Origin of the sequence: Planktotalea sp., from assembly GCF_018607965.1 — a bacterium.
In the GTDB taxonomy this organism is placed as follows: domain Bacteria; phylum Pseudomonadota; class Alphaproteobacteria; order Rhodobacterales; family Rhodobacteraceae; genus Planktotalea.
The window spans coordinates 20,877-33,440 of record NZ_JABBAM010000170.1 but is presented as its reverse complement, the minus strand read 5'-3'; the positions used below and the strand labels follow the sequence as shown (position 1 = coordinate 33,440).

General features: G+C 54.0%; 14 protein-coding genes and 1 pseudogene. 4 read left to right on the top strand and 11 right to left on the bottom strand.

Annotated features, from left to right (window positions below; genetic code table 11):
* From QZ279_RS15065 to QZ279_RS15035, 7 genes are all read right to left on the bottom strand, one after another.
* Nucleotides 1–955, bottom strand: a 955-nt coding sequence (locus QZ279_RS15065) for a biotin carboxylase N-terminal domain-containing protein (RefSeq protein WP_293452408.1), incomplete at its 3' end; no start/stop codon positions are given.
* 121 nt (nt 956–1,076) lie between these two features.
* Nucleotides 1,077–1,283 (bottom strand): hypothetical protein, encoded by a 207-nt coding sequence (locus QZ279_RS15060; RefSeq protein ID WP_293452405.1) that lies wholly within the window; start codon nt 1,281–1,283, stop codon nt 1,077–1,079.
* A 256-nt stretch (nt 1,284–1,539) separates the two neighbouring features.
* Complete coding sequence (locus tag QZ279_RS15055; RefSeq protein ID WP_293452414.1) at nt 1,540–1,890, bottom strand: hypothetical protein; 351 nt, start codon at nt 1,888–1,890, stop codon at nt 1,540–1,542.
* Between the two features lie 84 nt (nt 1,891–1,974).
* Nucleotides 1,975–2,121 carry a hypothetical protein gene (locus QZ279_RS15050; RefSeq protein WP_293452403.1) on the bottom strand — a complete coding sequence of 49 codons (147 nt, stop codon included), beginning with the start codon at nt 2,119–2,121 and terminating at the stop codon, nt 1,975–1,977.
* Between the two features lie 214 nt (nt 2,122–2,335).
* Complete coding sequence (locus tag QZ279_RS15045) at nt 2,336–2,788, bottom strand: DUF6497 family protein (RefSeq protein WP_293452401.1); 453 nt, start codon at nt 2,786–2,788, stop codon at nt 2,336–2,338.
* Nucleotides 2,736–3,077, bottom strand: coding sequence for a hypothetical protein (locus QZ279_RS15040; RefSeq protein ID WP_293452399.1), 342 nt, complete (start codon nt 3,075–3,077; stop codon nt 2,736–2,738). Before QZ279_RS15040 ends, QZ279_RS15045 begins: the two co-directional genes overlap by 53 nt.
* A 61-nt stretch (nt 3,078–3,138) precedes the next feature.
* Entirely contained in the window at nt 3,139–4,671 is a 1,533-nt protein-coding gene (locus QZ279_RS15035) for an acyl-CoA carboxylase subunit beta (RefSeq protein ID WP_293452397.1), read from the bottom strand.
* Nucleotides 4,672–4,910: 239 nt separating this feature from the next.
* On the opposite strand from QZ279_RS15035, the gene QZ279_RS15030 reads away from it, so the two are divergent.
* The 4 genes from QZ279_RS15030 to QZ279_RS15015 all read left to right on the top strand — a co-directional run bounded on the left by QZ279_RS15030 (nt 4,911) and on the right by QZ279_RS15015 (nt 8,433).
* The gene (locus QZ279_RS15030; protein ID WP_293452395.1) at nt 4,911–6,125 is read left to right on the top strand and encodes a multidrug effflux MFS transporter; all 1,215 of its coding nucleotides are present in this window, start codon (nt 4,911–4,913) and stop codon (nt 6,123–6,125) included.
* 64 nt (nt 6,126–6,189) lie between these two features.
* Nucleotides 6,190–7,590, top strand: a complete 1,401-nt coding sequence (locus QZ279_RS15025) for a helix-turn-helix transcriptional regulator (RefSeq protein WP_293452392.1) — start codon at nt 6,190–6,192, stop codon at nt 7,588–7,590.
* Nucleotides 7,591–7,638: 48 nt separating this feature from the next.
* On the top strand, nt 7,639–8,046 hold the full coding sequence (locus QZ279_RS15020) for a hypothetical protein (RefSeq protein WP_293452390.1): 408 nt from the start codon (nt 7,639–7,641) through the stop codon (nt 8,044–8,046).
* A gap of 57 nt (nt 8,047–8,103) precedes the next feature.
* Nucleotides 8,104–8,433, top strand: coding sequence for an alpha/beta hydrolase (locus QZ279_RS15015; protein WP_293452387.1), 330 nt, complete (start codon nt 8,104–8,106; stop codon nt 8,431–8,433).
* 7 nt (nt 8,434–8,440) lie between these two features.
* Here QZ279_RS15015 and QZ279_RS15010 read toward each other — a convergent pair whose 3' ends face one another.
* The 4 genes and pseudogenes from QZ279_RS15010 to betB form a co-directional block, all read right to left on the bottom strand.
* Nucleotides 8,441–9,085 carry a thermonuclease family protein gene (locus QZ279_RS15010; protein ID WP_293452384.1) on the bottom strand — a complete coding sequence of 215 codons (645 nt, stop codon included), beginning with the start codon at nt 9,083–9,085 and terminating at the stop codon, nt 8,441–8,443.
* A 146-nt stretch (nt 9,086–9,231) separates the two neighbouring features.
* Nucleotides 9,232–10,881 (bottom strand): choline dehydrogenase, encoded by a 1,650-nt coding sequence (gene betA, locus QZ279_RS15005; protein ID WP_293452381.1) that lies wholly within the window; start codon nt 10,879–10,881, stop codon nt 9,232–9,234.
* Nucleotides 10,871–11,088 (bottom strand): annotated as a pseudogene (locus QZ279_RS15000) (DUF6552 family protein). Before QZ279_RS15000 ends, betA begins: the two are co-directional and overlap by 11 nt.
* 13 nt (nt 11,089–11,101) lie before the next feature.
* The gene (betB, locus tag QZ279_RS14995; protein WP_293452378.1) at nt 11,102–12,559 is read right to left on the bottom strand and encodes a betaine-aldehyde dehydrogenase; all 1,458 of its coding nucleotides are present in this window, start codon (nt 12,557–12,559) and stop codon (nt 11,102–11,104) included.
* Between the last annotated feature and the right edge of the window lie 5 nt (nt 12,560–12,564).

Below are 12,564 nucleotides of genomic sequence, written 5' to 3'. Positions count from 1 at the left end.
CACCATTGGCGACCCGGATCATCTGTTCGACCAAATCAACGCCCGTGATCAGCTCGGTCACAGGGTGTTCCACCTGCAAACGTGTGTTCATTTCCAAGAAGAAAAAATTCTTTTTCCCGTCCACGATAAATTCAACCGTCCCCGCAGAGGCATAACCAACCGCTTGGGCCAATGCGACCGCCTGTTCACCCATCGCTTTGCGCGTTGCTTCGTCAAGGAAGGGGCTAGGAGCCTCTTCGACAACCTTTTGCTGACGACGCTGGATAGAGCACTCGCGCTCGCCCAGATAGATGCCGTTACCATGGCTGTCGCAGAGCACTTGAATTTCAATGTGGCGCGGCTGCGTGATGAACTTTTCGATGAAGATACGATCATCCCCAAAAGAGTTCGCCGCTTCGTTCTTGGAACTTTGGAAACCTTCGCGCGCCTCAGCATCATTCCACGCGATACGCATGCCCTTACCACCGCCGCCTGCAGAGGCTTTGATCATAACAGGATAACCGACTTGATTGGAAATCTTGACCGCATCATCCGCGTCCTCGATCAAGCCCATATAGCCCGGAACGGTCGAAACATTCGCTTCCTGAGCGATCTTCTTGGATGTAATCTTGTCGCCCATGCTTTCAATTGCACCCACAGGTGGGCCAACGAATGCGACACCAGCCGCATCAAGCGCTTCGGCAAATTTAGAATTCTCAGATAGGAATCCATAGCCCGGATGCACGGCCTGCGCCCCACTGGCCTTAACCGCCTCCATGACCTTGTCGATCACAATGTAGGATTGGTTCGCAGGGGGCGGTCCGATATGGATTGCCTCGTCCGCCATCTTAACATGCAACGCATTTCTGTCGGCATCCGAATAGATGGCAACCGTTGTGATGCCCATCTTCTTGGCGGTCTTAATCACGCGGCACGCAATCTCGCCACGGTTGGCAATCAGGATCTTTTGGAACATTTGGACGTCCTTTTCGGTCTACCTAGAAACGCAAAACGCCGCCCTGCCCGGATGGGACAAAGCGACGCTTGCTGTGTGGAAAGTTTGCACCGCCAAAGGACCATGCAAAGAATGTGTTGGTTTATTGGGCGATAATTGCACCAGCAGTCGCACCAACGATGCCACCTGCGATGATTTGGGCTTGATTACCACCTGCAATTGCTGTCGCCGCTGCACCAAGTACCGCGCCGCCTGCAACACCCTGTGTCTGTTGAGAAGGTTGTGATACGCAGCCGGCAATTGAAGCGGACAGAGCAAATATAGCGATGAATTTAGTTGCTTTTGACATAATAAATCTCTTTCAAAGTTACGTTTGGCGAGCGCACCCAAGAAAAAAGGCGGCAGCGAGCGTGCGTTAACACAGGACTGCCACCGAGGGGAAGGGTTACGGAAAGTTGCGCAATGAAACGCCGTGGTTTCAAGGTGCAACTTCACATGCTGAAAGGTGCGCGCAATGCGCTTGTTGGAAAAGTGATTTGATGTGCTTGCAAGGAAACAGGCTATTTTTTGCCGAACTATCGATGCGCCAAGCGACTTCATGCCGATCATCCCCAATCCGTCGCATCAGGGAAAGCCATCGCCGCAGCCCTTGGATCTAGGGTCAACATGGCTTCGTAATTGGCAGCATCAAACGGATCATCATACGGAACGACTTCGCGCCCGAACAACCAGCTTAGTCGTCCCGCGTCCAAGTTGCCGCGCTCAAAAGGTTGATCGCCGAAATTTTCCCAGAGCGCTGCAACAAAGGCCACATCCGCGCGTCTGTCCGCAGGTTTGCGATCAGAATGACGTTCACGACGTTCAAGTGGCGTCGCCCCCTTGGGGTTCGCGCGTCGCAATGTAAATTGGAAATCTGTTCCGGGAAGGCGACCAGGAAAGCCGCGGTGCTTAAGCATATAGGCTAGTGCCATGACGCACCTCCCGTTAGGTGCGTTTGGATTGGGGTCGAGGCAGGCGCGAACGCCTGCCTCGTAGCTAAGTTACTTGTACTTACCTGTGTATACTGGCTCCATTGAGATCGGCGCGGGATCAACCACAACGAACTCTTCAACCGGTGCTTTTTTTGCGCAAGCGGATGCTGCGAATGCAACACCGAGTACGGCAACCAATTTGATTGTCTTAGACATATCTGTTTCCTGTCACTTTTACGAACCAGATCTACGGGAAAATCCCGTACCCCTGTCCCTTTTGAGGTGTAGGTCACTTGGGTGATACTGTTGACCAAACTATGCGAGCCTGTCGCAAAAAGATATCCACAGGGATGCTTAGAACCGCGTTGTGACTCAGCAGCCTCAATACCCCTATCGGATGAGCTTTGCCTCGCAAAATATTGTGGTTTCATTAAAACATCTCCAACATGCAGGTGTCATTCTCGACGCTAAACGCCTCAAAAACATGTTCAACATCCGAATTCATGACGCCAAAATCAACTCTCTCGGACGAAAGCGAGATTACGATCTGGGTGTTTTCCAGTCCATTATTGCGGATAGTCTTCAATCCAAGTTCGCCGCAAAGCATCTCTAAATCTAGGGTGATATCCTCAAAGCTGGGCCGTTTTAGCGGGTGAGCAAGATCCGGCGCAACGAAACGCAGACGCACCGCTCCGGTCTCTTCATCAACGAGCTGTTCGAAGAATTCGATGACTTGGCCAGACGGCACAGTGATCGGCATTTGCGCAAAAGCTGCACTGCCAATGACGCTTATCACAACGAACACTTTGGATAGAAAAGCAATCTTCATATCAATGTCCCCCGCCAGCGCAGGCAATCCAGCGACGTCGCTTCGAGCTGTCATTCAAAAGCGCTTCAATCTGTTCTTCCAACGCGCGTGACACCGGTTGTATTGCGCGCCCCCCCGCGGTCACGTTCAATATTCCATCCGCCTGTTCAATCTGAACGACGGGCGAAAACCCACGCACCGTTTGCAAGCAACGCCATAGGTCTTGTCGGATTTGGTGCGCCAGACGTGTCTTGCTGACCATAGGAAACTGCGCAAACGCGGCCACATCAAAGCGCGCAGGCAAATGGCGCGCAAGTGTCATGCGCGTCGCCTCACGTTGGATATGCCAATTCTTCTGCGTCACGTAATTATCGCCTTTTCGCGAGAAACCATTTTCAATTATTGATGGCCGGACGGCCCCTAAATCAAAGCGGAATGTTGTCGTGCTTTTTCCACGGGTTCTTCACTTGCTTACCGCGCAAGGATGCAAATGCGCGGCTCACGCGTTTGCGCGTGCTTTGCGGTTGTATCACCTCGTCGATAAAGCCACGCTCTGCGGCCACGAAAGGATTGGCAAAGCGCGATTCATAATCTGCAGCATGCTGCGCGATTTTATCTGCATCACCCGAATCGGCGCGGTGGATAATCTCTGTCGCACCTTTTGCGCCCATCACAGCAATTTCCGCTGTTGGCCATGCGTAGTTGAAATCACCACGCAAATGCTTGGACGCCATAACGTCATATGCTCCACCATAGGCTTTGCGCGTGATGACCGTGACCTTTGGAACCGTCGCTTCGCCATATGCAAACAACAGCTTCGCACCATGCTTGATAACGCCGCCATATTCTTGGGATGTGCCGGGCAAAAAGCCAGGAACATCGACCAACGTCAGGATTGGAATTTCAAACGCATCACAAAAGCGCACAAAACGCGCGGCCTTGCGCGAGCTGTCGATATCAAGGCAACCCGCCAAAATCATCGGTTGGTTTGCAACAACGCCAACCGTCTGACCTTCAAGACGAATGAAGCCCGTCAGAATATTCTTGGCAAAATCTTCCTGAATTTCATAAAAATCCGCTTCATCCGCGATTTTATGGATCAACTCTTTCATATCGTAGGGCGAGTTGGCGTTTTCCGGGATAAGTGTATCAAGCGACGTTTCAATGCGACCGGGTTCATCAAAGAACGGACGCACAGGTGGCTTTTCGCGATTGTTCAATGGCAAGAAATCCACGAGGCGGCGCACTTCTGCCAACGCCTCCACATCATTCTCGAACGCGCCATCCGCAACAGAGGATTTCTTGGTGTGGGTTGATGCACCACCTAGTTCTTCTGCTGTGACCAATTCGTTCGTGACCGTTTTCACGACGTCAGGGCCAGTAACGAACATGTAGGACGTGTCTTTGACCATAAAGATAAAGTCGGTTATCGCCGGGGAATAAACTGCACCACCCGCACACGGCCCCATGATCACGCTGATCTGTGGAACAACACCAGAGGCAAGAATATTGCGCTGGAAAATCTCGGCGTAGCCTGCCAGCGCGTCAACACCCTCTTGAATGCGCGCGCCGCCTGAATCGTTCAAGCCAATCAAAGGCGCGCCATTCTGGATCGCCATATCTTGGATTTTGCAGATCTTTTGTGCGTGGGTTGCGGATACGGATCCGCCTAAAACTGTAAAGTCCTGCGAAAAAACATAGATCATGCGGCCATTGATCGTGCCCCAGCCCGTAACAACACCGTCGCCCGCAGGGCGCTGGTCTTCCATGCCAAAATCGGTGCAGCGATGTGCAACGAACATGTCGAATTCTTCGAAACTATCCTCATCAACGAGCAACTCGATCCGTTCACGCGCCGTTAGTTTGCCTTTGGCGTGCTGACTGTCGATGCGCTTTTGCCCACCACCCAAACGTGCAGCGGCGCGGCGGTCGGAGAGTTCTTCCAGAATATCTTTCATCGCATGTTCCTTCTGTGCATCTCATCACCGCTAAATCCGCACGGCAGAGCGCTCTTGATCCCGTAGGCATTCACGTGCTGCGATAGCCTGTGGAGATGTAGAAAAAAAGAGAAAATCCGCATATTTGCAAACTCATGACCCGGCCGGCTCTGCTAATAGCAAATTTGCTAACTTACCACGCCGCAAAGTCGCGCACGCGCCCCCTGTCATATTTAAAAAACGCGCGCTACACCTAAGCTATGAGCAAAACCTATACTTCGCGGTTTTTAGATAAAACCACCCCACCCCACATCATCACGCTGATCGCGCTCGCGGGTCTTTCGGCCCTATCGATGAGCATTTTTCTACCATCGTTACCCAATATGGCCGCCCACTTCAAAACCGACTACTGGGTTTTGCAAATGTCAGTCGCTGCGTATTTTGCAATGAACGCTATTTTGCAAATCATCATCGGTCCAATTTCCGACAATCTTGGACGTCGACCAGTGATCTTGTGGGGTCTCGCGCTTTTCACGCTTGCTTCAATCGGCTGCATCTACGCACCGAACGCGACGATTTTCCTGCTGTTTCGCATGTGCCAAGCGATCATCGTGACAGCGATGGTGCTTAGTCGCGCAATCATCCGCGATATGATCCCCGCCGAACAAGCCGCATCAATGATCGGTTATGTGACCATGGGCATGGCGGTCGTTCCGATGATCGGCCCGATGATTGGTGGCGTGCTCGATGAAACCTTTGGCTGGCAGTCAAGTTTCTGGCTCATGGCCATTTTTGGGGCAGTGTTGTTCTGGGTCTGCTTGCGCGATCAAGGCGAAACCAAGCGTGCCACGGGCGAAACATTACGCCAGCAGTTCGGCCACTATCCAGAACTCTTTTCATCTCAACGCTTCTGGGGCTATTCGCTCGCATCTGGTCTGACTTCTGGCGCATTCTTCGCTTATCTTGGCGGCGCACCCTACGTGGGCACCGAGATTTTTGATCTGTCCCCATCAGTGCTAGGCTTTTATTTCGGCGCACCTGCGCTTGGGTATTTCTTGGGGAACTTTGTATCGGGGCGCTATTCAATACGCATCGGCATAAACAACATGGTTCTATACGGCGCAATCGTTGCCACAGTTGCTACCGGCCTATCTTTGCTGATTTTCGGTTTTGGCTTTGGAACGCCCGCCAGCTTTTTTGGCTTTATGACGCTGGTCGGCATCGGCAATGGCATGACGATCCCTAATGCGACTTCAGGGATGCTATCCGTGCGCCCCCACATCGCGGGAACCGCATCTGGCCTTGGAGGCGCATTGATGATTGGCTTTGGCGCTATTCTATCAGCCCTCGCAGGTCTGGTTCTTGCGGATGGCGACAGCGCGATGCCTGTGCTTTGGTTGATGGTCGCCAGTACCGCAGGCGGCCTTGTCGCCGCCCTGTGGGTCATTCGACGCGCAAAAGTCATCGGTGCGTAAGACTTGCTGTTGCCGCTTTGCAAAGCTACCATAACGATACTGCAAAATTGCAAATAGGTGCGCGATGGCCCTTCAGAAAATCTACGCTGGCTCCAAACTGCGTGAATTACGCGGCCAAGTTGGGCTAACCCAGAAAGACTTCGCAGCCAAACTTGGCGTATCGCTTCCCTATCTCAACCAGATGGAAAACAATAAGCGCCCGCTGTCGACCACCGTTGTCTTGGCCCTCGCGCAAGAATTCGGCTTTGATGTAACCGAACTCAGCTCTGGCGACTCTGAACGCCTTGTCACAGATATGCGCGAAGCGTTGGCCGACCCTGTCCTAGACGCCGTAGACCCACCGCTTGCAGACTTACGCCTAACCGCGTCTAACGCGCCCGCACTTGCCCGTGCCTTCCTTGAATTGCACCGCGCATACCGCCAAACCCACGAACGCCTCGCCTCCTTGGACGAAGCGCTCGGGCGCGACGATGGCCAGCTACAACCCAGTCCTTGGGAAGACGTGCGCGACTTTTTTCATTATTGCGACAACTACATCGATGCGATGGATCGTGCGGCCGAGCATTTCGCAGCAACAGGCCCCGCAGGCGCAACCGCCCGCGAACGCGCAAGCGCAAGCTTTCGCCACCACGGTATTGAAATGCGTCTTGAACCCGTTGATGTATTGCGCAGCTTTGATCCAGAAACGCGTAAACTAACGATCTCTGCGCACGCAGCTCCTGCTACTCAAACATTTCAAATGCTCTTGCAACTGGCCTTGATCACCCAAGATGCCTTGCTCGAAGCCACACTTGACCTTGCCCGTTTCCAAACAACAGAGGCCCGCGCCATCGCCAAAATCGGCCTCGCCAATTACTATGCAGGCGCAGCCCTGATGCCCTATGGTCCGTTTCTTGTCGCCGCGCGCGAGACGCGCCACGATCTTGAACGTCTCGCTATTCAGTTCGGCGCATCCATTGAACAGGTCGCGCACCGCCTTTCGACTTTGCAAAGATCCGGCGCAAAGGGCGTCCCCTTCTTCTTTGTACGTGTTGATCAAGCAGGATCCATCACCAAACGCCACAGCGCGACACGCCTACAATTCGCGCGCTTCGGCGGCGCATGTCCCTTGTGGAACGTCCACCGTGCGTTTGAGACACCGGGCCGTTTTGTACGCCAGCTTGCGGAAACACCTGACGGCGTACGCTACATTTCGCTCGCGCGGGATGTGCTCAAATCAGGAGGCTCTTTTGGCGCTCCCGTGCGCCGTTTCGCAATCGCGCTCGGCTGCGAAGTCACGCATGCCAGTCAGCTGGTCTATGCAGATAGCCTCGACATTTCCAACGCATCCGCATATGAACCTATCGGGATTTCGTGCCGTATTTGCGAGCGCACGAACTGCCATCAACGCTCAGTTCCTCCTTTAGAACGACGCCTGCGCGTAGACAACAATAGGCGCGGCGTCCTGCCCTACGAGGTCGGTTAATGCGTTACTTTCTAATCTTCGCACTGCTTTTGGTACCAATCGCAGCGCATGCTGGCCTCCTCGATCTACTGCCTCTCAAGCGGATCGAGCGAAAAATGCTCTACCCCCCTCTCCCCTACCGAGATCGCCCCTGCGGCCGTCGGCTTGCCCAACACCCAAGTGATCTTGCGGCCCATCGATGCGGGTCAATTCGTGGTTTGGTCGATCCCCGCCAAAGGGCGCGCCAAAGCGAGTGTCCTTTATTTCCACGGGAATGCAGGCAACCTTGCAAATCGCGCCCCGCGTTTTATTCTGCTGCAGGATCAAGGTTTCAACGTGGTCGCGATGTCATATCGCGGATCTTCGGGCAGCAGCGGCGTCCCGTCTGAAGACGCCATCACAAAAGACGCGCTTGCGCTGTTCAACACTATTGAAAACAGCCGCCCCAACGCGACATCTAAAAACCTCATCCTTTAAGGCGAAAGTCTAGGGAGTGCCGTTGCCATTTTGGTGCTTCATGCGCTGCCACCCGCAATGCGCCCTGCGGGTGTCATACTTGAGGCACCTTTTACATCGACACCCGCAATGGCCCGCGCAATGATGGAGATTCCAGACAATTTGATCGCACGTATTCAGGATCGTTCGGACAGCTTATCGCGCGCAAATGCGCTGACAATTCCGACGCTTATCATCCACGGCGCGCAAGATGAGGTCACCCCCCAAGCAATGGGTCGCGCAATTTTCGACGCAGCACCCGCGAGCGATAAGGACTTCATTTCAGTGCGCGGTGCATCCCACAGCGAAACATGGCGCAGTGACACTATGCCAAAAATTTGGAGCTTTATTCTCACTTATGGTGGTTAGCGAAGACCTAACGACGCGCCTTGCGCCACCCAGCACGACGGGCCTCAACTTGTGAACAGAACCAGCGCTCACCTTTGGCAGGATTAATACCAGTGCGCTCATAATCACGCTGTCCCGCAACATGATAAATCCGCCCGTTCTTGGTGATGTTTCCTTTGATCCCATAATCACGGCTTGGCGGAATACGACCCTTGGCGCGCGTCGCGCGGTACTGCGCAGGCTTTTGCACACGCGATGCATGCAATCCCTGATCATTCACTGCAGCGCCCTTCTCATCCAGATCATAGGCCATCGAATATTTGCGATAGGCAAACGCCAAACCTTGTGACACCAATTGCTGCCCAACATCGCGACCCGCAACCTCACAACGTGCAACAACCCGATCATAGCGATCGCGATCCACCTCTCGGCAGGTCGTACTCTTGCCATCATACAAGACCGCGACCCGCGATGTGACCCACGCCCCGCAGGCCCACGCCGCGCCCTGCTCAGTCTCACAAGTCTGCTTGCTTTCTGGCGCATCAATTCCGTGCACGCGAACACGCACCCCCGCTACATCAAACGTATCGCCATCAATCACACGAACGCGTCCTGCGACATCAGCCGCGACGCTACTTGAGAGAAAGATCAAAAGGAAACAAAATCTTAACATACCAAAAGATATGCCTGCAGGTCTCTACCCACTTCAATACAATTCGTTAACCGAAGTTAAAAAAGCGTAAACGCCCCATTCCTCTCTCCAAAAATATCCCGGGGAGCGCGAGGGGCTGGCCCCTCGCTCGAACGCTCGCAGTCATCTTAACGTTGCGATGTCTCCCAATCCGGATGCACCCATGGCCGGTCATTGCTTTTCGCCAACATATCGCGCCCTAAAATATGATCCGCTGCCTTCTCACCAACCATGATCGACGGCCCATTCAAATTCCCGTTCGTGATGCGCGGAAAGATTGAACTGTCCGCAACGCGCAATCCATCAACGCCAATCAGACGGCACTCAGGATCCACAACAGCCATGGGATCATCTGCGCGGCCCATCTTGCACGTCCCGCATGGATGATAAGCGCTTTCCGCGTGTTCAGCGATAAAGGCATCAAGGTCCTCGTCACTTTGAACCGCCGCACCGGGTTGAATTTCATGCTTTACGAACGGCTTGAACGCATCTTGCGCAAACACTTCGCGGGTGAGACGGATGCAGGTGCGGAAGTCCTCCCAATCTTTGGGCTGGCTCATATAATTAAACACAATTTTCGGTGCATCTGCTGGATCAGCGCTGGCCAATGAAACCGACCCGCGCGAGGGACTGCGCATTGGGCCTACATGCGCTTGGAACCCATGTCCTTCCGCTGCAGCCTGACCATCATAACGCACAGCAATCGGGAGAAAGTGATACTGGATATCAGGATATTCAACGCCCACTTTTGTGCGCACAAATGCCGCGCTTTCAAATTGGTTAGACGTGCCAAGACCTGTTTTTGTGAACAACCACTGCGCGCCGATCCAAGCCTTGGAGAAAAGGTTCCAGTGCTTATACAGCGTGATCGGTTTCGAGGACGCCATCTGGATATATAGTTCTAAATGGTCTTGCAGATTTTGCCCCACGCCTGGGCGATCTGCGACTATGTTAATCCCATGCTGTGCCAAATGTGCGGCGGGGCCAATACCTGACAACATCAACAATTTGGGTGAGTTGATCGAACTTGCAGCTAGGATGACTTCGCGCGTTGCCTTGATCACGTCACCACCAGAAACAGCCACGCCGACGGCGCGACCGTCCTCAATTACGATACGTTCGGCCAAAGCACTTACAACAGTGCATTTTCCCGTCTTTTGAGCAGGACGCAAATACGCGTTTGCCGCCGACCAACGACGCCCTTTGTAGACGGTCTGCTCCATCGGGCCAAAGCCCTCTTGCTTTTCGCCGTTGTAATCGTCGGTGGTTTCATAGCCTGCCTGACGTCCTGCATCGACGAACGCTTTGAACAGCGGATTGTTGCGTTTGCCACGCGTCACGTGCAAAGGCCCCTTGCGACCCCGCCACGTTTTATCGCCGCCATGCCCACCACTGCGCCAATTTTCCATGCGTTTGTAATAGGGAAGCACGTCTGCGTAGGACCAGCCCTCTGCACCACTTTCGGCCCAATGATCGAAGTCCTTCGCATGACCGCGAACATAAACCATACCGTTTATCGAAGACGACCCACCGATCACTTTGCCACGCGGACAAGCCAAGCGACGGTTGTTCAAATGCGGCTCTGGTTCAGAACTGTAGCCCCAATCATAGCGCGACATATTCATCGGATAACTTAGTGCCGCGGGCATCTGAATGAATGGCCCCGCGTCCGTGCCACCAAATTCGATGACGATAACCGAATGGCCTGCGTCCGTCAGGCGATACACCATCGCACATCCCGCTGAGCCAGCCCCAATTATCACATAGTCAGCTTGCATTTAAACACCCCAAGAAGAGCGACAGGAACGCGCCCAAATGAACCACCATAATCGCGCGGTCCTTCCACATGAAGCCAACAGCGAACCACAGATGATCCCCACAAAAAACGCGAAAATATTCCAAGGCACGATGTTGAGGCCCGTCAAGCCGTAGCCGATAAGCTGAATAACAGTCGCGATCCATTTGATGACATCAACGCGTTGCATTCCAAGTGCTGGTTCAGAAGGGAGCATCGACAGCCCCCATACGCACATAGACGGACTTCATCTGGCTGTAGTGATTGATCGCAGCTTTTGAATTTTCCCGACCCACGCCAGATTGTTTGGAGCCGCCAAAAGGCGCTTCAACAGGCGCATCGTTATACGAGTTGATAAAGCATGAGCCTGCTTCGAGTTGCGCGATGACACGGTGGCCGCGTGTAAGATCGGCGGTGAACACGCCTGCGGAAAGGCCAAATTCAGTGTCATTGGCGCGCGTGATCGCATCCTCTTCGGTTTCAAAATCAAGAACGGCCATGACGGGTCCAAAGATTTCTTCGCGCGCGATAATCATGTCATCTTTCACGTCGGCAAAGACAGTTGGTTCAAGGTAATACCCTTCGCGATCCAGCCGTCCACCACCGCACACAAGGCGCGCGCCCTCGGCTTTGCCTTTTTCGATGTAGCTTTGCACGATGTTCATTTGGCGCTCCGATACCATCGGGCCAAAGTTCGTGGCCTCGTCCATGGAATCGCCCATGACAACGGTCTGCAGGCGTTCATGGAGACGTTTCAAGAAGGCCTCTTTGATGCCCTTTTGCACGAACACGCGAGTACCATTGGAACAGACTTGGCCCGAGCTGTAGAAGTTCGCGAGGATCGCCCCACCGACAGCGTCCTCAAGACTAGCATCATCAAAAATGATCAGTGGAGACTTTCCGCCAAGCTCCATTGTAACGTGTTTGATGCCTGCCGCGGCCGCCGCGTAAACTTTGCGACCTGTGGGGACAGAGCCCGTTAGCGATACTTTGTCGACACGTGGATCCGTGACAAGCGGCGCGCCAACTGCGCCTGTGCCTTGGATCACATTGTAAAGACCCGCTGGCAGGCCCGCCTCGTGCAAAATTTCCGCAACCTTGAGCGCACAGAGCGGTGTTGTCTCGGATGGTTTGAAGATCATTGCGTTGCCGCATGCCAGCGCTGGTGCACCCTTCCAGCAAGCGATCTGCGTCGGATAGTTCCAAGCGCCGATGCCAACGCACAGGCCAAGGGCTTCGCGGCGTGTGTAGACCCAGTCTTCGCCAAGCTGGATGTGTTCGCCTGTGAGTGAGCCCGCGAGGCCACCGAAATATTCAAGCGCATCCGCGCCGGAAGTCGCGTCCACGTAGAGCGTTTCGGACATGGGTTTGCCTGTGTCGTAGGTTTCGAGCACGGACAGGTCGTGATTGCGTTCGCGGATCATATCGGCAGCGCGGCGCAAGATGCGGCCACGTTCTGTACCAGACATCGCGGCCCATGCTTTTTGCGCAACTTTCGCGGTTGTGATCGCTTGCTCGATGATCGCGGGTGTTGCTTCGTGCACGACCGCGATTTGTTCGCCCGTCACGGGATAAATCACAGGGATTTCTGCGCCTGCGGTATCTTCGGCGTACTGACCGTTGATGAAATGGCTGGCGGTGGGCTGTGTAGGATAGGGCATGTTTG

Coding starts and splice junctions, on each gene's coding strand:
- QZ279_RS15060 (WP_293452405.1), bottom strand. CDS start 1,283: ATGTCAAAAGCAACTAAATTCATCGCTATATTTGCTCTGTCCGCTTCA.
- QZ279_RS15055 (WP_293452414.1), bottom strand. CDS start 1,890: ATGCTTAAGCACCGCGGCTTTCCTGGTCGCCTTCCCGGAACAGATTTC.
- QZ279_RS15050 (WP_293452403.1), bottom strand. CDS start 2,121: ATGTCTAAGACAATCAAATTGGTTGCCGTACTCGGTGTTGCATTCGCA.
- QZ279_RS15045 (WP_293452401.1), bottom strand. CDS start 2,788: ATGACAGCTCGAAGCGACGTCGCTGGATTGCCTGCGCTGGCGGGGGAC.
- QZ279_RS15035 (WP_293452397.1), bottom strand. CDS start 4,671: ATGAAAGATATTCTGGAAGAACTCTCCGACCGCCGCGCCGCTGCACGT.
- QZ279_RS15030 (WP_293452395.1), top strand. CDS start 4,911: ATGAGCAAAACCTATACTTCGCGGTTTTTAGATAAAACCACCCCACCC.
- QZ279_RS15025 (WP_293452392.1), top strand. CDS start 6,190: ATGGCCCTTCAGAAAATCTACGCTGGCTCCAAACTGCGTGAATTACGC.
- QZ279_RS15020 (WP_293452390.1), top strand. CDS start 7,639: ATGCTGGCCTCCTCGATCTACTGCCTCTCAAGCGGATCGAGCGAAAAA.
- QZ279_RS15015 (WP_293452387.1), top strand. CDS start 8,104: ATGCGCCCTGCGGGTGTCATACTTGAGGCACCTTTTACATCGACACCC.
- QZ279_RS15010 (WP_293452384.1), bottom strand. CDS start 9,085: ATGTTAAGATTTTGTTTCCTTTTGATCTTTCTCTCAAGTAGCGTCGCG.
- betA (WP_293452381.1), bottom strand. CDS start 10,881: ATGCAAGCTGACTATGTGATAATTGGGGCTGGCTCAGCGGGATGTGCG.
- betB (WP_293452378.1), bottom strand. CDS start 12,559: ATGCCCTATCCTACACAGCCCACCGCCAGCCATTTCATCAACGGTCAG.